This is a genomic window from Mesorhizobium sp. LNJC394B00, from assembly GCF_000502555.1.
Lineage (GTDB): Bacteria > Pseudomonadota > Alphaproteobacteria > Rhizobiales > Rhizobiaceae > Mesorhizobium.
On sequence record NZ_AYWH01000012.1, the window covers coordinates 1 to 20,237 of the forward strand.

Genomic DNA, 20,237 nt, shown 5'->3' on the forward strand with positions numbered 1-20,237 from the left:
TGACCTGCTACTGAACTGTCATCCAGCTGCGATTAGAGCCTCGACCGTTTTTGTTACGCCTTGTGGCGCGGGTTGAGCAACCGGCGGAGGCGCGGAGCCTTCCATCAGCACAGCGTCGGAGCCGGTTGCGGTGATGACCTGGGCATAGGCTGCCGGGGTCTGGTAGCCGAGCGAGGAATGTGGCCTCGCGGTGTTGAAGTCCTCCCTCCATTCGGCGATGGCGCTTCGGGCGTGGTCGAGACCGAAGAACAGGCTCTCGTTCAACAGCTCATCGCGCATCCGGCCGTTGAAACTCTCGACATAGCCGTTCTGCATCGGCTTGCCCGGCGCGATGTAGTGCCATTCGATCCTGTAATCCTTCGACCAGGCGAGGATGGCGTTCGAGGTGAACTCGGTGCCGTGATCGGAGACGATCATGCGTGGCTTGCCGCGCTGGGTGATCAGTTCCGTCAGTTCACGGGCAACCCGACGGCCGGAGATCGAGGTGTCCGGGATCGCCGCCAGGCATTCGCGCGTCACGTCGTCGACGACGTTGAGCACGCGAAACCTGCGGCCGCAGGCGAACTGGTCATGCACGAAATCCAGCGACCAGCGCGCGTTCGGCTTTGCCTCGACCAGGATCGGCGCCCGCGTGCCGACCGCTCGCCGCCTTGCCCGGCGCTTGCGCACCGTCAGGCCCTCCTCGCGGTACAGACGATAGATGCGGTTGACCCCAGATGCCTCGCCCTCGCGCCTGAGCAGGATGAACAGCCGCCTGTAGCCAAAGCGTCGGCGCTCATTGGCGAGGTCGCGCAACCTGCCACGCAGCTCCGTCTCGGGCGGACGCCTTGACCGGTAGCGGATCATCTTGCGATCGGCGCCCACAAAGGAACAGGCCCGACGCTCCGACAGACCCATGACGGCCTGCAGATGCGCGACGGCTTCGCGCTTGGCGGCGGGCCCTACCATTAATGGGATGGTCCGCCTCGTCCTCCTGCCGCATCATGAGGCTGTCAAGTCGAAGGAGGTTGCAATGCCACAACGTAATGTGCCGCGTCCTGCCGCAGTCTACGGAATCGATATCGGTAAGAACATATTCCACGTCGTTGGCCTCGGAAGCGACGGCGTGCCAGTTCAAAAGGTTCGTTTCCGACGTGACACGCTGCTACAATTCTTCGAGCGAGCCGCGCCGGCGATCGTTGGCATGGAATCGTGCGCCGGATCTCAATGGATTGCGAGGAAGATACAGGCGCTCGGACATAAGGTGCGCTTGATCCCCGCGCAGTTCGTGAAGCCCTACGTCAAGTCGAACAAGACCGACATCATCGATGCGGAGGCGATCGCTGAGGCGGCCACGCGGCCAACAATGCGGTTTGCTGCACTCAAGAGCGAGGAACAAGCCGATCTTCAGGCTTTGCACCGGGTGCGGGACCAGATGATCGGAACGAGAACGCGTCTGATCAATCAGATGAGAGCCTTCTGCCTCGAATACGGGATCGCCCTACGCCAGGGGGCAGGCCTGTTCAAGCTCGACCTGCCGCTGGTTCTCAACGATGCGTCGAACGACCTATCGCCGGCGATGCGCAAACTGCTCACGGATCTGTTCGCCGACCTCCACCAGCTAGAGCAGCGCATTCAGGACGTGACAAGGGAGATAGCTGCGATTGCAGATCGAGAAGATGTTGCCCGCCGGCTCATGACGATCCCCGGCATCGGAGCACTGGGCGCCACCGCCCTTCTTGCGGCAGTCGGCAACGGACGCCAGTTCCAGAAGGCCCGCGATCTGGCTGCATGGCTGGGCCTTGTCCCGCGGGAACACTCGACCGGGGGCAAGCAGAAGCTCCTCGGCATCAGCAAGCGCGGGAACCGCTACGTCCGCAAGCTCCTCGTTCATGGCGCGCGATCCTGCTTCAGACATCTGGATCGAACCCGGGATCGCCTTGGAAGCTGGCTCGACGGGCTGCAGAGCCGAATGCATCCGAACAAGGCCGTTGTCGCACTCGCCGCCAAGATGGCACGTATTGTCTGGGTTGTTCTGACCAAGCCGGGAGCGCTCTACGAACGCCGGGATCCTGCATTCGCCTGACGCTTGCGGCTCGATTGCAAGGCTCGGGAATAGTGATGACGAAACAGTGGATCAGCATGCCGTAAGCCCTGTGCAAAAAAGCGGGCTTCGTGCCCGAACCATTTATTGGGAACGGTGTGCGCGGATCTCATCATGGCCTGGCTGCAACAGCAGCCCGCTCGCGAGAGGCCGGATACATTTATGCAACTGGAATCGTCATCGACGATGTCGCGAACCCTTGCACGGACGGGGCGGACCATACATTTTTTGACAGAAGCTCACGCAGCGCCGAGGCTTCCAGCATCTGATCGGCGAGCAGCTTCTTCAGCTTGGCGTTCTCGTCTTCCAGCGCCTTCAGCCGCTTGGCGTCGGACACGTCCATCCCGCCATACTTCGCCTTCCAATTATACAGCGTCGCCTCCGAGACCCCGTGCTTGCGGGCCAGATCGCCCGCCTTTACACCCGCCTCATGCTCGCGCAGAACCGCAATGATCTGCTCTTCTGTGAACCGCTTTCTCTTCATCAGTCCGTCCTTCGATCAAGGGCCGGACTCTAATCTCAGATGGAGGAAATTCTTAGGGGCAGGTCACAGCCTACAGCTACTCTCCGGCCGATTGGCTGGCCTCGACTTTGAAGAGCAGTTTGGTCTGATCCGTCAGGCGAACGCCGCCAGTGTTTCCGATTTCAAGGCCTCGATCGCGGTGGGCCTGGACGAACTTCACGGATTGCGCAAATCGCTCAACGATGCGGAGAAAGAACACGACTGGTTCAAACAGAAGCACGGGCTTGTCCGGGCTGTGAGGGTTCAACACGGAGCGGCCCATGTTTTCCGAGTGTCCCTGCTAATCTTCCTGTTCCTCATTGAAACGGCGATGAACGGAAATTTCCTCGCAAAGGGAAATGAACAGGGATTCTTTGGCGGGCTCCTCGAAGCCGCCGCTTTCTCGTTTTTGAACATCGGCGCCGCTCTGCTGTTCGCAATATTCTGTGCACGCCTGGTGACTCACAGATCGCTTTTTGTGAAGTTGATCGGCGCGCTGTCGATAGTGGCCTATATCGGCTTGGCATTGACCATAAACCTAGCGCTTGCGCATTACCGCGAGGTTAGCGGGTCCTTTGTGGACGGAGCCGGCGTCGAGGTCGTGCGCAGCATGCTCGCCAATCCGGCTGGCCTTATGGACGTGAAATCCTGGCTTCTGTTCGGCATTGGTCTCATGTTTTCGATCTTTGCGTTTATCGACGGCTGGTTCGTTCTCGACCCATACCCGGGCTATGCGGGTGTCGAAAACAGATTGGTGGCTCGCCGGGAAGACTACATCGAGCGCAAGAGCGAGCTCATCGAGGCTCTGCAAGAGGTGCGCGATGAGCACAACGAGAAGGTGGAGGACATCGTCAAGCGGCTGGGGAGCAGACGCAGGGAGCATCGAGCGATCATCGACCATCGGTCGAGGCTGCTGACGCTCTTTGCGCAGCATCAAGACCAGCTGGAGCGAGCCTGCAACCAGCTTCTCTCAAAGTACAGGGAGGCCAATTTCCAGGCCCGCACAGAGCCAGCGCCAAAACATTTTGCCACACCCTACAAACTTGAGCGCATAAAACCCCTGATATCGTCCGACGATGAATGGAGCGAGAAGGACCTGGGCGCCTCAATTCGTGACGCGCAGGAAGAACTCAACGCTCAGGTGCGGCTCATCGGGCTGGAATGCGAGCGCGGGATCGAACAGTACCGAGATCTCGACAAGCTTCATCCGGATAGCGTGAATGGCTAGGCGGGGTCGCAGAAGAAAGAAAGGCAGTGGCGGCACAATTGTCGCAGCAGCCGGATTGGCCGTACTGTCGGCTGTGATGCTGGCCGGTTTTGTTTGGATGTGGTCGAGATCCGGGAAGGACCAAATCGACATCAGCACGAATTGCCCACTGAACGGACCTGTGAGCCTGACAGCGGTCTTGATCGACGCCACCGACCCGATTTCGCCGATAACCATGGCGGATTTGAAGAATGAATTCCGCAAGACCATTGGGCGCGTCGAGCCTGGCGGCTATCTCAAGATATTGACGCTGGGCGCGAGGCCCGGCGACCTGACTGTGATGTTTGATGGATGCAATCCGGGCGACGGCTCGACGGTCGACAGCTGGACGAACAATCCGTCTCGGCGGCAGAAGAAATGGGAAGATGCGTTCGAGGACCCTTTGACGAACCTTCCCGACCAGATTCCCAATGGAGAATCCGCGAGCCAATCTCCGATCATGGCCGGAATTCAGAAAATCAAACTGTCGCTATTCGATAGCAGTTTGGCGAAAGAGAAGACCGCTAAGCGAATAATAGTCGCGTCAGATATGATCGAACATACGGCGCTGTACTCACAATATCGTTCGGGTCTCGATTATCAGAAGTACCTTGATAGCGCGGCTGACAGGACTTACGGGACATCGCTCGATGGCGTCGGGTTTACGATACTCTACGTCGATAGGGCGAAGAAGCCATTTGGCTCTTTCGAACATGCAGAGTTCTGGACCCGGTGGGTTCAAGCCATCATGGTGATTTTGAGAAGCTGGTAGGGTTGGAGGGGTTAAACTAATGGCCAAGAAGCGAGGGGAGTCGTTCTTAGGACATCCGAGCCTGCCCCTTTTCGTCTTTGCGACGCTAACCCTGGGTGGCTGCGTGTTCATCGCAATAGCCAAGCTGTCGGGCGTAGACCCTATAATGGCGGCGAGCGCACCGGTGTGCCTGATGCTCATCTATCTTGCCGCGTCCGTCTTCACCGGCAAGCTACGGCTCCACGATGAGCAAACAGGCGACAATCTCTACTACATGGGTTTCCTGTTTACGTTGACGAGTCTCGGCGTATCGCTGTTTCAGTTTGGTTCCGAAGGATCCACCGACACAATCGTGAGGAACTTTGGTATCGCGGTGACGTCGACGATCACGGGCATTGCTTTGCGGATCTTTTACAATCAGATGCGCCGCGATCCTGCCGACATCGAACGGACGGTCAGGCACGAACTCGCGGATATGACGCGGCGTGTAAGAGCCGAGATGGAAAGTGTAACCAGGGAATTCGCTGACTTTCGCCGCGTAAGCAATCAGATGTTGGAGGAGGGTTTTGCCGAAATCGCCGTTCAAGCGGAGCGGAACGGAGAGCACATAAGATCGGCCCTGGATAAAATCGCGATGGAATCGATCAGACCAGTTCAAGAGGCCTCGGGAAAGCTCAGCAATGCTTTGAGCCACAATTTTGGGCAGATCGAAAGTCAGTTCTCGTCGATCGCACAGCGCGTCGAGGCGGCAGCCGATCTGCTCGACAAAGCCAACAGCTCAATGTCCTCTTCAGTTGGCAGACTGGGTGAACAGGCCGAAAGCGTAGCCACCAAGTTGGAGAAGGTTGTCGTCCCTGATGAGGTCCTTAAGAACGATCTGGCGCCGATGGTGAAACTTCTTGGCAGCGCGGTCGCTCAGTATGCTGTCAAAACAGAGACGGCTTCGCAGGAACAGCAAGCCCGCATGGCGGGCCTCGTTGATGCTGTGGCTAAAGTGGCCGCAGGTGTGGAAAAGGCTGTGGCAGCCGCAGAGCAAACAGCGGAGAGCGTCCAAGCGCAACAACGCTTGACCCAGGCGCTTGCCGCAGTGGTGCAAAAGCAAAGCAAGGACACCGGAGACCTTGTCGCAACCTTGGCAGGAAGAACCCTTCACGCGCCGAGGCCTGTTCCCCCTCTCAACGCTCCTATCGCGATTGAACAGCCACTGGCAGATCTGGCCGCAAATGACACCGTCGAGAGCGCACCAATTCGGGTCGAGCCTGAGCCCCAACCAGACGCTTTCCAAACTCTGGGAAGCGAGCCTCCCGCCGAACGAACGGAACCGCCTAAGCGAACCAGTTGGTGGGGCAGGTGAGTGACGCTGGCGGGACTTCGGTCGCCTTCGAGCGCAAGGGTTTTGGCCGCGGTTTGATACTGGGCCTGACCATGGCCGAGACGATGCTGCTTTTGGTGTTCTGCCTGTTGCTAGCAGCCGGTGCTATCATCACGAAAAAGCAGAAAGAGACCGATGAGGCACTGCGAGCCACTCAATCAAACAAGGAAAACGTGCAGAGGCTCGAAGCCGAGAACAAGCGGCTTCTGGCTCAGATAAAAGCGGTGTTTCAGCCCACGAGGGGAGGAACCGTTCCCGACGAACAATGGCGCGAGCTGGTCCTGGCCAAGGATGCTGTTAAGTCGGTCAAGGAAGCAGGTATTTCTCTGGAGGAGGTCGTGCGAAATGCCCCTGTCGCGAAAGTCCTTGCGGACAACGACATAAGCATTGATCAGACCAAGGCCATGATAGATGCGGCGAAGGTTTTGAGAGAATTCGGTTACGCCGGCACCGACAAAGGGCTGCAGGATCTGGCTGATGTGCTCAAGGAGGCTGCAGAGCCGACGCAAGCAGCAAAACCTCACGATTGGCCGCCGATCATCAGTCTCAGCGAACTGGATGGCTATAATTTCGATACCGGAAGCGCAGAGCTTTCGAATGCCTTCAAAACAAAGTTGCGCGATCTTGCGAAGACCATCGCCGGGACTGCGACCTCGTACGGTGTCGACGTGATTGAGGTAATTGGACACACGGACGAACAGGCAATGGCGGGCGAATCCTCCAACATGGACAAGGGGCTCCAACCGGTCCTGTCAGGGAAAGTGGAAATCGGCTCACTCCATCCCGCCGACAATGCCGGTCTTGGGCTGGCCCGCGCGATTTCAGTTACAAGTGTGCTCAGTGACATGCCCGCATTAAAGGGGTTTACGATTTTGCCGATGTCTGGTGGTCAGCTCATCCTGCCCGGCGATCATCTCACCGACGGAGCGCAGATTGGCGATGTACGGGCTCGAAGGCGCATCGAGATTAGGGTGAGGCAGCGATCAAAATTGGCGCCGGTTGGTGGCGCCAAGCCATGAATGGGGACGAGAGACTGGCGCCTTAGTCGGTACGGCAGTTGAGTTGGGGGGATTGGGCTATGGGGTTTTACGTTCGAAAATCGATCAGTGCGGGACCATTCCGCTTTAACTTTTCGTCCGGTGGGGTTGGGGCTTCCGTTGGCGTGAAGGGCCTCCGCATCGGCACTGGGCCAAGAGGTCACTACATCCACGCCGGCGTGGGTGGGCTCTACTATCGTGGCACTTTAGGCAAGGCCAGCGCGAAGAAGGTAGTTCAGCTCTCTCAGACCCCATCTGCGCCGCAACCCCGTCCACAATCCTCGCGCCCGGAATACGTCTCTGACGGCGTCGTGATGAGAGAAATCGAGTCCCGCGATGTGGTGGAAATGCGTGACGAGACATTCGCCAATGTGCTCGATGAAATCAATGCCAGGCAATCGCAGACGCGGCTGTCCGTAGCACTCGCGGTTTTGTTCGGGATTGCAGGTTTCCTTGTGGGGACCAAGCTCGGAGGTGCCGCACCGGTGCTGGGCATCTGTGCCTTTGTGCCGGGTATGCTCATTGGCAAATGGTTTGACAGTTACCGCCGGGTGAGCGTGCTCTATTACGATCTGGAAAAAGACGCGGAGGCCGCCTACGGGCGACTTGTCGGCGCGTTCGAAACTCTCACCGGCTGCGCAGGGAGATGGCATGTCGCTGCCGGCGGCAAGATAGAGAATCTGACTGCTTGGAAGCGAAATGCCGGGGCCAGCATGCTGGTCGACAAAAAGCCCACGACACTTACAAGCTCCTTGCCGAAGGTTGTACGCAGCAACGTTACTCCTCCTTCAATCCATGTGGGTCGGCAGGTGCTCTTCTTCATGCCTGACCTAGTGCTGGTGAAGGACGGAAACCGATACGGCGCAGTCGGATATGCCGATCTGCAGACCCAATTCGCCCCGAGTAATTTTATCGAGACCGGCAAAGTTCCATCTGATGCGGAGATCGTGAGCTACACCTGGGCTCACCCAAACAAAAACGGCGGGCCTGACAAGCGCTTCAAAGACAATCGGCAGATCCCTGTATGCCGCTACGAAGCGTTGCGGTTTTCTAGCCCGTCCGGACTTAACGAGTTGGTGGAATTTTCCAAGACAAACGTCAGCCAGCCCTTTTGCCAGGCTCTATCGGCACTCGCGCAATTGCATCGAAGCTCCGACCGCCAATTCATAACGCTAAATGCGCACACTAGGGAGTGATGGTTGGGGATGGGCTCAAAGCGTGAGCCCAGGTCAGCAAACGCCTTCGCACGGAATCCCGTCGCTATCTCGATCCAACTTGCTCCCCCATGAGCAGTTGGCGAGATACCAACGTGCTTCTTCGCAAGATGAAATCTGCGTGCACAAGCGGCGAGGTTGGCATGAGTAGCTCTGTGCTACTTGGCGACGGCTGACAAGCCCAAGGGGGCTTTTGGTTGGGCTCGCAGATTCGGCATGTTGTTCGCGCCAATCCCAAGGGTTGTCAAACGTCCCAATCCAGATTCCAACCTTTGCGGTTTCAGCATAAGTTTGCTGTTGCGCATAGGCGCCGTGGCTATAGCGGGGCCAGTCCAAGGCTTGGCCATGTTCGACCATCCAGGACGCGACGCTGACACCGTCCGCGCGCCGACAATCACCGACGAAGCGACGGTACCGATCCCATGAAACAAATGTGCATTGGACAGGCTGCGAAGCCGCAAGGAAATTTGCCAATGCTTCGGCCGCCCGGCGCCCGCAGGGGTATTGATGTGCGCTAGCGTCATTGCAGTATTGGCGGCTTTCGGGTGCATCGATGCCGTTGAACCGGACGCGCTGCCCGTGGATCTCTATCGTGTCTCCATCAATCACCGATGCTATGCCTACTATCGGCGCCCGTCTCAACCCGGCCGAGTTTGCTATATCGAGACCACGTAACTGGTCACCCGAGCCTGTAAAATAGTGGGTCGCGTAAGCAGCCAAGGCCACCACGATCACCAGGATCAGAGGCAAGCGCACATCTGGAGAGAAACGTCTGCGGACGATTGGTTCAGCGCCGCGCCTTGGTCGCGCGCGGCGACGATGAGAATAGCGATTGTTATTCAATTTCCGATCCTTTGCGAAACGCAAGCTGCATGATTTGCAACGTGCCTCTGCACCATTCATAGGCGCCTTTTTCGCTGGCGCTGGTTTGCCTTGTAGTTCGGCGCTTTGAACATCATGGTGCCTTCGCAGATCAGCCCGAAGTCACGACTTTGTAGTTACCTTTTCCGTAAACACGACCATCTTTCCGCGCTGGAGCCTACAAGTTTTCTCGGAATGAAATTAGGAGGCCGATTCAAAAAGAAGTCGGCTTGTGCGCCAGTTGGTCGTGGCCGGCGAGGCGGATGCCAGAGCTGCCAACACCTCGTCCACACGTATGATGGCATTTTGTCCGAAAGGGAACCTCGAGATCAAGGTGGGGATGCGAAGTGTTCGGAACATTAAACAAACATCCGCAATTTTTCCACCAAGCCGCAGTGCTCACAATACTAAACGATTGAAGTGTTGGTGGTTGCCATTCGAGGTTGAAAAACCAGCATTTTATGTTGCGGACAGCCCTTGTCTAGGCTCTATGTGTCCAGCCTATCAGGGGGGTGTGAGTGTCGGAAGTTGAAAAATCGGTCTTTCAAAGCGATCTGCCTTTAAAGGAAAAGCTCGAGCGAGCCAGGATGGAATTGCTCGACCTTTCTGCTCGCAACCGACTTTTGAATGTGCCACGGTTTTCAAAGAGCGCGAAGACGATCGATATTGTCGACGAGAGGTCGTCTGAGATCTATCGATTGCTGGTGAGCGAAGGAAAGGCTTTTACCTTCCTGGCCGGCAAGCCGGATCGGCCGAAGGCAGGCCAGGTTGAAAGCAGCCCTCCAGACGAGGAAATCGACTATTCCCCCGTTGCTCTTGCTCAGCCTGAGGACGAAGGATTCGACGATAGAGGGGTATCTGCGCGACATTCTGACACCAAGCTTCAGACGAGGATGACCCCAACGGGGCTGCAGCGCCGGCTCCTTGATCTCTACCACGATGCCCGCACACTTGAGGAAGAGCAGGGCGTCAATATCCTCTTTCTGGCCCTTGGCATGCTGAAGTGGATTGACCCGAGCAACAAAGAAAACATCCGCCAGGCTCCTCTCATTTTGGTCCCGGTACGGCTGGAGCGAGGGGCCGCTGGAGAAAAGTTTCGGCTGCGAGCTCGTACGGAAGATCTTACCGCAAACCTCTCCTTGGAACTCTATCTCGACCGCATTCACAAGCTCGCCCTGCCGCGTTTTGAAGTAGGAGACGACTTCGACGTCTCGGCCTATCTCGATGCCGTTGCCGAAGCAGTGTCGACCAAAGAGGATTGGCAGGTGCTTGCCGATGATATGGTGCTCGGCTTCTTCTCGTTCGCTAAGTTCTTGATGTACCGTGACCTGGATCCGGATCTCTGGCCGGATGGCGCAAAGATTATCGAACAACCGAAGATCCGCTCGCTTCTTTCAGATGGTTTCGAAACACGCGAACCGCTGATGTCGGACGACATTGCGATTGATCCGCATATCGCGCCTGCCGAAATGTTGCATATCGTCGACAGTGACAGTTCTCAGACGCTGGCGATCCATGATGCAAGAAAGGGTCGCGACCTCGTTATCCAAGGTCCTCCCGGGACAGGAAAATCGCAGACGATCGCAAACATTATCGGGTCGGCCGTTGCCGATGGAAAGACCGTGCTGTTCGTTGCGGAAAAAATGGCCGCACTTGAGGTCGTGAAGCGACGGCTTGACACTGCGGGGGTGGGGGACGCCTGCCTTGAGCTCCATAGCAACAAGGCAAACAAGCGCATGATGCTGGAGGAGTTGCGGCGCACCTGGCAACTCGGATCGCCTCGCGGACAGCTTGCTTCTTCCCTTACTGAACGCCTGCTGGAGGCTAGGGACAAACTCAATGCACATGCTACAAGGATGCATGTTCCATTTGGAACGTCCGAACTCACTCCATACCAAGTTCTTGGCCAGCTAACCCGACTAAGGCAGAACGGGCAAAAGCCAGTTGACATTGAACTTGAGGATGCCACCGCTTGGACGAATGACGGTGTCTCGCAACGTCGCAAACTTCTCGATGACGTGTCTCAGCGGATCAACGAGATCGGCTTGCCGATCCACCACCCATGGCGGGGAGTTGGCCTGGATGTCGTTCTACCAACGACCATTGAGAGGCTCGTCCCACGCATTGCGTCGTCGCTGGATCAAGCAAAGGCTCTGCACGCCAAACTGGCCGATATTGCTGAGCGGATCGAGGCGAAGCCTCCGCAAATCCTCAGCGACAGCGGCGAGGTAGAAGATCGCGCTGAGCTTCTCGCGTCCGCACCTGGACTTCCTGCCGAGGCGCTAGTCTCGCCGGTTTGGGATGAGCGTCCAAAGGACATTGCATCGCTTCTCTGGACAGGAACAGATTTCAACCGCAAATCCGAGGAACTGTCGGAGCAGTTGGTGGCGACGGCTATCGACACGCCACTTGAAGGTCTCGAGACAGAGCTTGCTAAGCTTCCTTCAGACTTTCCGAAAGATGGTTTCGTTCGTGCGCGCCAGCTAACCGTGTTGCTCCCACGCTTAAGAGAAGAAGCTGAGCGGCTAAATCAAGAACTGGGGTCTACGGTTTTACCGGACACGCTTGCAGGACTCCTCAGGTTAGTGATGACCGGCGAGAGAGTTGCGGCAGCCCCCGATGCGAGCCCTGAGGCATTCGCAGCCACAGTTTGGGACTCCGGGCTGGAACAGGCTGGTGACCTTGCCGACAGCGTAGCAACGCTAGAGACTGCTAGAGCCGAGCTTCAGGGCAAAGTTGTTGATGCCGCGTGGAGTACCAACGTGGCCGCGGCGCGGCAAGCGCTCGCCGAGCACACGGGAATATTGAAAGCATTGAATGGCGACTACCGTCGTGCCACTGCACTTGTGCGGACTATTTTGGTGGCCCCTAGCGCGCCTGCGGCGGAGATAGTGGGTCTCCTCGACATTCTAATGAAGGGCCAAGCGGCCGCAGCAAAAGTGTGCGAAGGCGACGCCTTTGGCGCTTCCGCCTTCGGAGCCGATTGGCGCGGTGAGAGATCGTCTTCGGCACCACTCCAGGCCTTAGTGGAGTGGATGCGCACGCTGAGGGGACTTGGCTCGGAACCGCGAATGATAGCCGGGCGGATGGCGGAGCGCTCTGAAGCGGGCGCGCGTGCGGTCCGAGTTCGTAAGGTGATCGACATCGGTCAGCCGATTATCGAGGGGTTTTGGAACGATTTAGGCCACCTTGCGTCGTCCATGCAAGGTGACGTGGCTTCCGCCGAGCGGGCCTCGCTGCAAATGATGGAAGCGAAGGCAAGCACTGTAGCTCAAGCCGATGACGCGTCACGACAGGTTCTGACTGACGTTCCAGATCTGATCAGTGAGCGGGTGGAGATACTGCGCCGACTAGGCAGACTACAAGCGCTTGATCAAGAGATCGAGGATGGGGAAAGCCTTGGCAAGTTCGCATTCGGCTCGTCGTGGCTCGGTCGAGGATCCGATTGGGCCGCTCTCGCGCAAGCCGAACTTTGGCTGAGAGAAAATGGCTCAATCCGGTATTTGGCTGCGCGGTTGCCTGAAAGAAAAGAGATCGCAAACTTGGCGCGTTCAGCGCGTGAAGCGGCCCAAGCGGCAGCGCGGGAATTGAAGGCGCTTGCAGGGGATTTGAAGGCCGATGCTCCCTCCTTGTTTGGAGTAGACGATTTTCCAGACGTCGCGATAGTCGAGGTTGTTTCTCGGCTGGAGGGGTGGCTCGATCATCAGGAACAGCTCTCGAAATGGGTTGCCTATGGAGAGCGATCCGAAACAGCCCGAAAGGCTGGACTGGGACAGTTGATAGACGGCCTGGCCGACGGCCAGATTACAACAGGATCGGCGCGATCAGTCTTCGATATGGCCTACTACGAACGAATGTTTCTAGCGATGGCGACCGATGAGCCGGAGCTGGCAAGGTTCGACGGGGAATTGCATTCCAGGGCTGTACGTGACTTCGCGGATCTGGACCGACAGAGGATCAAGGCCGGTGCCATCGAAGTTGTGACGGCTCATCACCGAAAAATTCCTTCAAGAGACGGCGGAGCTGGACCAGTCGGACTGCTTCGTTCTGAGATGGCGCGCAGACGGGGCCACATGCCTATCCGGCAGTTGATGCAGAAGGCAGGGCCTGCCATCCAGGCACTCAAGCCAGTGTTCATGATGAGCCCGCTTTCGGTGGCCCAATTCCTGTCGCCCGGCAGGATGTCCTTCGATCTTCTTGTGATGGACGAGGCGTCTCAGATACAGCCTGTGGACGCGCTCGGCTCGATCGCCAGGGCCAATCAGGTGGTCGTTGTTGGCGACGAACGCCAACTGCCACCCACGACATTCTTCGCCAAGGTGACAGGCTCGCAGTCTGAAGATGACGAGGGTGAGGGCGCGCAGGTCGCCGACATCGAAAGCATCCTCGGCCTGTTCACGGCCCGCGGCTTGCCGCAGCGTATGCTCCGCTGGCACTACCGTAGCCGTCACCAATCTCTGATCGCCGTATCGAACAGCCAGTTCTACGAGAGCCGGCTTTTCATCGTGCCAAGCCCCTATACCCAAGAGGCAGGCATGGGGTTGCGGTTTCATCATGTGCCAGAGGGGGTCTTCGATTCCGGTGGCACAGGAACCAATCCGGTAGAGGCGAGAGCAGTAGCCGAAGCGATCATCCGTCATGCGAAGGTGAACCCGCGAGAGACTCTAGGCGTTGCAACATTTTCGGTTAGCCAACGCCGCGCGATCCAGGATGAACTCGAAGGGCTGCGGCGACTAAATCCCGATACGGAGGAGTTCTTTCACGCGCACCCCAGCGAGCCATTCTTTGTCAAGAGCCTTGAAAATGTTCAAGGCGATGAGCGCGACGTGATCATGATCTCAGTGGGGTATGCCAAGAATGCGCAGGGGTACATGGCCATGCGTTTCGGCCCTCTTGGTGCGGAAGGCGGCGAGCGTCGGCTCAACGTCCTCATAAGCCGCGCCAAGCGCAGCTGCGAAGTATTCGCGTCCATCACAGACGAGGACATCGACCTGGAGCGTGGCAAAGGGAAAGGCATCTTCGCCTTCAAGCTCTTCTTGCACTACGCGAGAACAGGGCGAATTTCGCTTGCCCAGGCCACGGTTCGCGAAATGGATTCAATCTTTGAAGAGCAGGTAGCCAACGCGCTGATCGGAAAGGGTTACCAGGTTCATGCTCAGGTTGGCATTGCAGGCTTCTTCATCGATCTCGCGGTTGCTGATCCGGAGAGGCCAGGCCGCTATATTCTTGGCATCGAATGTGATGGCGCAGAATATCATTCATCGCGCTCGGCCCGAGATCGAGACCGGCTACGGCAGTCTGTTCTGGAAGACCATGGTTGGATAATCCATCGCATCTGGAACGCTGACTGGTTTCAGAGGCCACGCGAGCAGCTGGAGCGAACCATATTAGCGATTGAGGCTGCGAGAAAAGAGCTCGATGAGCGGGCCGAATTGGGGGTCCAGAGAAATCGTGCTGTAGCCGTGCAGGTTGTTACGGTCGACAGAGGCAACGTGACGGAAATCGGTCTCGAAAGCACAAAGGGATCCGAGATACCCAATCGAGCCTACGAAGAGGCCGAACTAAACCGACCGGGATCGTTCGAACTCCACGAGACGCCCAGCGGAATCATGGCCGGACTGGTCGAGCAGGTGGTGGCTATAGAAACACCAATCCATGTCGACGAAATAGTTTCGCGTATTCGGGGCGCGTGGGGTCTGCAGCGGGCCGGTGGCAGGATTCAGGATGCAATCGAGCGAGGGGTAGGCCTAGCGCAGAGAGGTGGTGCAGTAGCCCGTCGAGGCAGCTTCTGCTTCAAGCCAGGTGCTCCTGTTCGTCTCAGGGATCGCAGCGGCGTCGTGTCCGCTGGATTGCGCAAGCCCGAAATGATTGCGCAGGACGAAGTCGCCCAAGGCGCCATGGAAGTCGTGAAATCCAACCTCGGTGCGACGGAGGAAGAAATCGCAATAACCGTTGCGAGAATGCTGGGCTTCAAAGCCACAAGTGCACAATTGCGGCAGTTGATTTCAGCTGGGGTCGCCGATTTGATTGCCAAGGGCTTGCTGCGGCCCCAAGACGGTTTGTTGGTGGCCGGCGAGTCCGCGAGCGAGGCATTAGCTGAAGTGTGACCGGGCATTGTAGAGCCCTCGTTGCAATCTCTGTTGAAGCTCGGAACACCTCTTTTGCTGGCGGAGGCCGAATGGCATTTCGATTCGTACACACGGCCGATATTCATCTCGACTCGCCGCTGCGTTCGCTCGCGATGCGTAATCCCGATCTTGCCGGGCTCGTGGGCGACGCCAGCCGCCAGGCATTCGTTTCGATAGTGGATCTCTGCCTAGAGGAACGCGTGGATGCGTTGGTAATAGCCGGCGACCTATACGATGGTGATCAAACCTCGATGAAGACGGCGCGGTTCCTGGCAGCGCAGATGACACGCCTGCACCAGGCCGGCATCAGGGTTTTCAAGATCCGCGGCAATCATGACGCCCTGTCGCGGATTTCCAAACAGCTGGTGTTTCCTGACACCGTGACCATTTTTGGCGGTCGTGCTCAGTCGGTATTGCAGACAGCCGGCGGTGTGGACGTCGTTTTCCATGGTTTGAGCTTTGCGAACCCTAAGGCGCCGGACAGCCTGCTGCCCAAATATCCGGCTGCTCGCGAAGGAGCCGTCAATATTGGCATCATGCATACCAGTCTGGCCGGATCGCCCGGTCACGACGTTTACGCGCCCTGCAGCATCGCTGACCTGCACGCCCACGGTTTCGACTATTGGGGGCTTGGCCACATTCATCTTCGCCAAGTCCATTCCGGCGCAAGCACGGTGGTGATGCCGGGAATACCGCAGGGGAGGGATATCAACGAGGCCAGTGAGAAATCAGTCACCCTTGTGACGGTGCGAGACGACCGTTCGTTGGAGATCGAGGAAAGGCTGACCTGCGTTGCGCAGTTCGAAAGGGTCAGCGTCGACCTTACGGGAGCAGTGGAGTGGTCCGAGGCCGTCGCGCGTGTTCGAAACGCACTCGAAGAGATGCGGGCCGCCGTCCGGTCGCGTCATGCTGTGGCCCGCGTTGGCCTAACAGGAACATCACCATTGTTATGGGCGCTGATCCGCGACAGAGATCTCCTTCTTGCCGAAGCCGAACAGGCTGCGGAACAGCTAGGCCATACGTGGGTGGAGAAGCTCGAGCTTGACCTCGCGCCACCTCGGGCGGAGACGGCCGAGGATATTGCTGATCCGATTTTCGAACTCGAGCAATCCATGCGCGCCGATGCCACCTCGGATGCCTTCCGCGCCGAGGCGAGGGCGTTCGTCCAAAGGATGGTCGCCGACCTTCCGGCCGACGGACGGGATTTTGCTGGGAAGGACGAAGCCGGGCTGGAACGGTTCCTCGATCAGGTGCTTTCCAAGGGCGCAGACTTGGTGACTTCCCGCCTTAAGTCCGGTGGAGCGTCATGAGGCTGCAGCGCCTTGACCTCATTCGCTATGGAAAGTTCACCGATGGTACGATCGACTTCGGACCCAAACCGGAATCCGGACCTGATCTGCATATCGTGTTTGGCCTGAATGAGGCCGGCAAATCGACAGCGCTTTCCGCCTATCTAGATTTGCTGTTCGGCATCGAGGAACGGAGCCGCTACAACTTCCTGCATGAGTACAGCGCCATGCGCATCGGTGGGGTGCTGGAACTGGCCGGCTCCGAGCACACGTTCACGCGTACGAAACAGCGTACTAATTCGCTATTGAACGCGACGGGCCAATCGATGAGCGAGGTGGCGATCACGGCGCATCTCGCCGGACTGTCGCGTGACGCTTACACGACTATGTTTTCACTCGATGACGAGACGCTGGAAGCCGGCGGAAAATCGATCCTGGAATCGCGGGGCGACCTCGGCAAGCTCCTCTTCACGGCCAGCGCCGGTCTTGGGAACGCAAGCGATACGTTGAACGCCCTCGAGGCCGAAGCAGACGCGCTGTATCGGAAGCAGGCGCATGGCACCGAACTGGCGCTGCTGAAGAAGCGCCTTGTTGACGTGAAGTCGCGCAGGGATGCGATCGACACACTTGCATCGACCTATGAGGGGCTGGAGGCCGAACGTCTCGATGCATCGCAGCAGTACGGCCGAACCATCAGCGATCGGGCGGTGCTGGTGGCCAGGCTGGATACCATTGCTCGTTACGTACCTGCTGCGCCGATGCTGGCGGATATGCGCCGCAAGATTGCCCGGCTGGATCAGCTGCCGGACATCACCTCCCCAGCCCGGACATGGACGGGAAGTGTCACCGAACTAATCGAGGACGATGCCAGCCTCAGAACGCGACTGTCCGCAAACATCGATGAGGTCGAGCGGCTGTCGGCAAAAGTCACTGCGGTCGACGAGGACGAACGGATCCTGTCGATTTCCGAACGCATTCGCAGCCTGGCGGAGGGCAAGGTGCGCCATACCGCGGCTGGCTTTGACTTGCCCACTCGCAGGATGGGGCTGCAAATCCTCAACAACACCGTGGCAAGCTGCCTTGCCGCCTTGGGCCGGTCTTCCGAGCCGGATCCTGCCGCACTGCTTCTGCCTGCCGTCACAGTTGGCGTCGTTCGCGCTATGGTCGAGCAGAGGTCCGGTATTGCTACGGGCGCGCGCGCCGCCCGCGACGAGGCGGCGGCAGCACTCGATGCGTTGCAGGTGGCAAGGCAGCGGGTCGGCGAGGAAAGGGCGGTGCCCGAACCCGCCAGGGCAAGGCTGGGCTCGGCTTTGTCGAAAGCGCGAGCAAGCGGACACAAGGCAGAGATCAAGACGGCTCGCGAGGCGGGAGATGCGGGAACAATCCGATGGAAGGCATCGCTGGCTCGCTTGCGTCCATGGAACGGAGATGCCCTCGCTCTCGTCAACGTTGCGGTTCCGAGCGCCGGGCAGATTGCCGCCTGGAAGACAGTAGCGTCAGTACTGGCAAGGAACACCGCGGTACTTGCCGAACGCCTCGCCGAATACGAGGGCCACCATGCAATGCTCGCCGCACGATTGGATGCCCTTCGAGCCTCGGTCGACGTTGTCGACGATGAAGCGGCTGCCGCCATCCGCCGTCTCCGCGATGATGCGTGGGCAACGCACCGCGCAGTGTTGACTGGTGACACCGCTGACGATTTCGCCGTGGCACTGACGCGCGATGACGTTGCCAGCGCAGGCCGGCTGGCCGGCGCGGCGGATCTGGCCGAGATCCGGGCAATGACGCGTGCCCTGGCCGAGGCCACGGCCAACCTGTCACGAAACGGCATCCAAAGCCAACAGCTCGTCAAGGATGCGGATACCCAATTGTTGGAAATCCGTGTGGCCGCCAGCGACCTCCTCGGAGAAGCCCTGGAACCTTCGTCTGAGCGCCTGATCGAAAGGATCGAGGATCAGATCGAGGCGCGCAGCGATGCGCTCGCTGCCTGGGAGCAGATCGAACTTGCTCGCTTGAAAGCCGAGCGAGCCGCTGACGCCGGCGAGCAGATACACTTGGAAATGAGAGCGGCGCTGGAAAGTGTCGGCATAGTATCAGAGCCCGGCGACACCCTCGAAGCAATCATGGCCATCGCGGAGCTGTTTCTGGACCGGCAGCGCAAGGTGGACGCCGAGTATGCCGAGGCGCTCAGGATGGTGAGTTCCAAAGAAGAGGATCTAGCTGCCCGACGGGTTGCGGTAGGGGTGGCGGAGCGTCGCGAGGAGGAATGGCTGGCCGGCATTACCGAAGCGCTCAAGGGAACGTGGCTCGAAAGCGGTCTGTCCGCGTCAGGCGTTGGCGCTGTGCTCGATCAATTGGCCGAACTGTCAAGAAGCCTGCAGGAACGGGAGGATCTGCAGCTGCGTATCGACAAGATGGAGGCCGACAGGGCCAATTTTCTGGTCGAGGTCATCGCCGTTGCGGTCGAAGCCGACGAGCCGACGAAGGATGGCGAGCCGGAGCAGTTGGCCACCCGCCTTGCCGAGCGCCTGGAACGTGCCGAGCGGACACGTGAAACGAAGGCAAGCCTCGGCAACGAGCTGAAGCGCCTCAAGGAGGCGCGCGAAATCCTCGACACCGAGATTTCGGCACACGAACGCCGCAAGAATGAAGTGCTGGGCGTCTTTGGCGTCGCCACTCTGTCCGAGGTAGTCGAACGCGACGAGCTGCTGCGTGAGCGCGACGGCTTGCGCACTACCGTCGCCGAACTTGAGGAACGGGTAGTGGCGGAACTCGCAGTCGATGGATTCGACCAGGCACGCTCGATCCTGGAAGCGATCGATTTCGACAGCCTCGCGGTCGAGAAGGCTGAGGGCGAGCAGCGGCTTCGCCAGTTCGATGAAATCATCCAGCAACAGCTGATCCGACAGACCCGCGCGGCAGACAAGTTGGACGCCATCGGCGGTGACAGCGCGGTTGCCCGCCTGGATGCCGAACGGCGCACAACCCTGTTGGAAATCGAGGAGAAGGCCGTTCGCTACATTGAGCTGAAACTTGGTATCATGTCGGCTGGAAATGCTTTGCGGATCTACCGTGAGAACCACCGTTCGGGGATGATGGCGCGTGCATCGGACGCATTCAAGCTAATGACCGGTGGGCAGTATTCAGGCCTTACAACCCAGCCCGTGAAAGGCGGGGAGGTTCTCATCGCGGTGCAGCGCGACGGGCAATCCAAGCTCGCTGACGCGCTTTCGAAGGGCGCGCGCTTTCAGCTCTACCTCGCACTGAGGCTCGCCGGTTATTACGAGTTCGCGCAATTCCGGCCCTCGGTTCCCTTCATCGCCGACGACATCATGGAAACCTTTGACCATATTCGCTCGGAGGAGGTTTTCAGATTGTTTGGGGAGATGGCGAACACAGGTCAGGTCATCTATCTCACGCACCACAAGCACCTATGTGAGATCGCCAAGACTGTTGTGCCAGCATCTACCATCCACCAGCTGGGATAGGCTCGATTAGAATTCGCCTCAAACGATGCGGTTCAACTAACCAACTCGTCTGACATAGGAACTTTCGATCGAATTCCGTCTGACGTCCTTCGATAGAGGTTGAGAAATGCCTATCTTGGTCTGCCTATGTTGCGCGAGGCCATCCGTACCTTCGACACGACGGCGTTCCCGCTTCCCAGCTCACCTGTTAGCTTAGGTGCCACGGAGGTGCCGGGGGAATGCCCATTGTCCCCAGACAAATAACGAACCCGACTGGTTAAAGTTGA

At 58.4% G+C, this 20,237-nt stretch carries 10 protein-coding genes and 2 pseudogenes; 9 read left to right on the forward strand and 3 right to left on the reverse strand.

All coding sequences use genetic code 11. The annotated features are described in order from the left end of the window. Positions 1–18: 18 nt before the first annotated feature. A pseudogene (locus X751_RS138165) lies at positions 19–948 on the reverse strand (IS3 family transposase); the annotation flags it as partial. A 64-nt stretch (positions 949–1,012) separates the two neighbouring features. On the opposite strand from X751_RS138165, the gene X751_RS138160 reads away from it, so the two are divergent. Then, entirely contained in the window at positions 1,013–2,065 is a 1,053-nt protein-coding gene (locus X751_RS138160; protein ID WP_023746006.1) for an IS110 family transposase, read from the forward strand. Positions 2,066–2,309: 244 nt separating this feature from the next. On the opposite strand, the pseudogene X751_RS0134165 reads toward X751_RS138160, so the two are convergent. Beyond that, a pseudogene (locus X751_RS0134165) lies at positions 2,310–2,567 on the reverse strand (transposase); the annotation flags it as partial. A gap of 91 nt (positions 2,568–2,658) precedes the next feature. Between X751_RS0134165 and X751_RS138155 the strand changes: the two are divergent. From X751_RS138155 to X751_RS138145, 5 genes are read left to right on the forward strand one after another with little or no spacing between them, the layout of a single operon-like run. Continuing rightward, positions 2,659–3,813 (forward strand): hypothetical protein, encoded by a 1,155-nt coding sequence (locus X751_RS138155; protein ID WP_050592403.1) that lies wholly within the window; start codon positions 2,659–2,661, stop codon positions 3,811–3,813. Further along, complete coding sequence (locus X751_RS01000000164225) at positions 3,806–4,603, forward strand: hypothetical protein (RefSeq protein WP_050592404.1); 798 nt, start codon at positions 3,806–3,808, stop codon at positions 4,601–4,603. Before X751_RS138155 ends, X751_RS01000000164225 begins: the two co-directional genes overlap by 8 nt. A 19-nt stretch (positions 4,604–4,622) precedes the next feature. Then, complete coding sequence (locus tag X751_RS1000000164865) at positions 4,623–5,936, forward strand: hypothetical protein (RefSeq protein WP_023712786.1); 1,314 nt, start codon at positions 4,623–4,625, stop codon at positions 5,934–5,936. Further along, complete coding sequence (locus X751_RS138150) at positions 5,933–6,973, forward strand: OmpA family protein (RefSeq protein ID WP_031198374.1); 1,041 nt, start codon at positions 5,933–5,935, stop codon at positions 6,971–6,973. The genes X751_RS1000000164865 and X751_RS138150 overlap by 4 nt, the downstream gene beginning before the upstream one ends. 59 nt (positions 6,974–7,032) lie before the next feature. Further along, the gene (locus X751_RS138145) at positions 7,033–8,187 is read left to right on the forward strand and encodes a DUF4236 domain-containing protein (RefSeq protein WP_023698269.1); all 1,155 of its coding nucleotides are present in this window, start codon (positions 7,033–7,035) and stop codon (positions 8,185–8,187) included. A gap of 33 nt (positions 8,188–8,220) precedes the next feature. On the opposite strand, the gene X751_RS1000000166175 is transcribed toward X751_RS138145, so the two are convergent. Continuing rightward, positions 8,221–9,108: a thermonuclease family protein gene (locus tag X751_RS1000000166175; RefSeq protein ID WP_084558323.1), complete on the reverse strand. Its 888-nt coding sequence runs from the start codon at positions 9,106–9,108 to the stop codon at positions 8,221–8,223. Positions 9,109–9,584: 476 nt separating this feature from the next. Between X751_RS1000000166175 and X751_RS138140 the strand changes: the two genes are divergently transcribed. The 3 genes from X751_RS138140 (at position 9,585) to X751_RS138130 (ending at position 19,971) form a co-directional block, all read left to right on the forward strand. Next, positions 9,585–15,173, forward strand: a complete 5,589-nt coding sequence (locus X751_RS138140) for a DUF3320 domain-containing protein (protein ID WP_031247283.1) — start codon at positions 9,585–9,587, stop codon at positions 15,171–15,173. A gap of 71 nt (positions 15,174–15,244) precedes the next feature. Next, positions 15,245–16,504 carry a DNA repair exonuclease gene (locus tag X751_RS138135; protein ID WP_023702827.1) on the forward strand — a complete coding sequence of 420 codons (1,260 nt, stop codon included), beginning with the start codon at positions 15,245–15,247 and terminating at the stop codon, positions 16,502–16,504. Continuing rightward, positions 16,501–19,971, forward strand: a complete 3,471-nt coding sequence (locus X751_RS138130; RefSeq protein ID WP_023746009.1) for an AAA family ATPase — start codon at positions 16,501–16,503, stop codon at positions 19,969–19,971. Before X751_RS138135 ends, X751_RS138130 begins: the two co-directional genes overlap by 4 nt. The last annotated feature ends 266 nt before the right edge of the window (positions 19,972–20,237 follow it).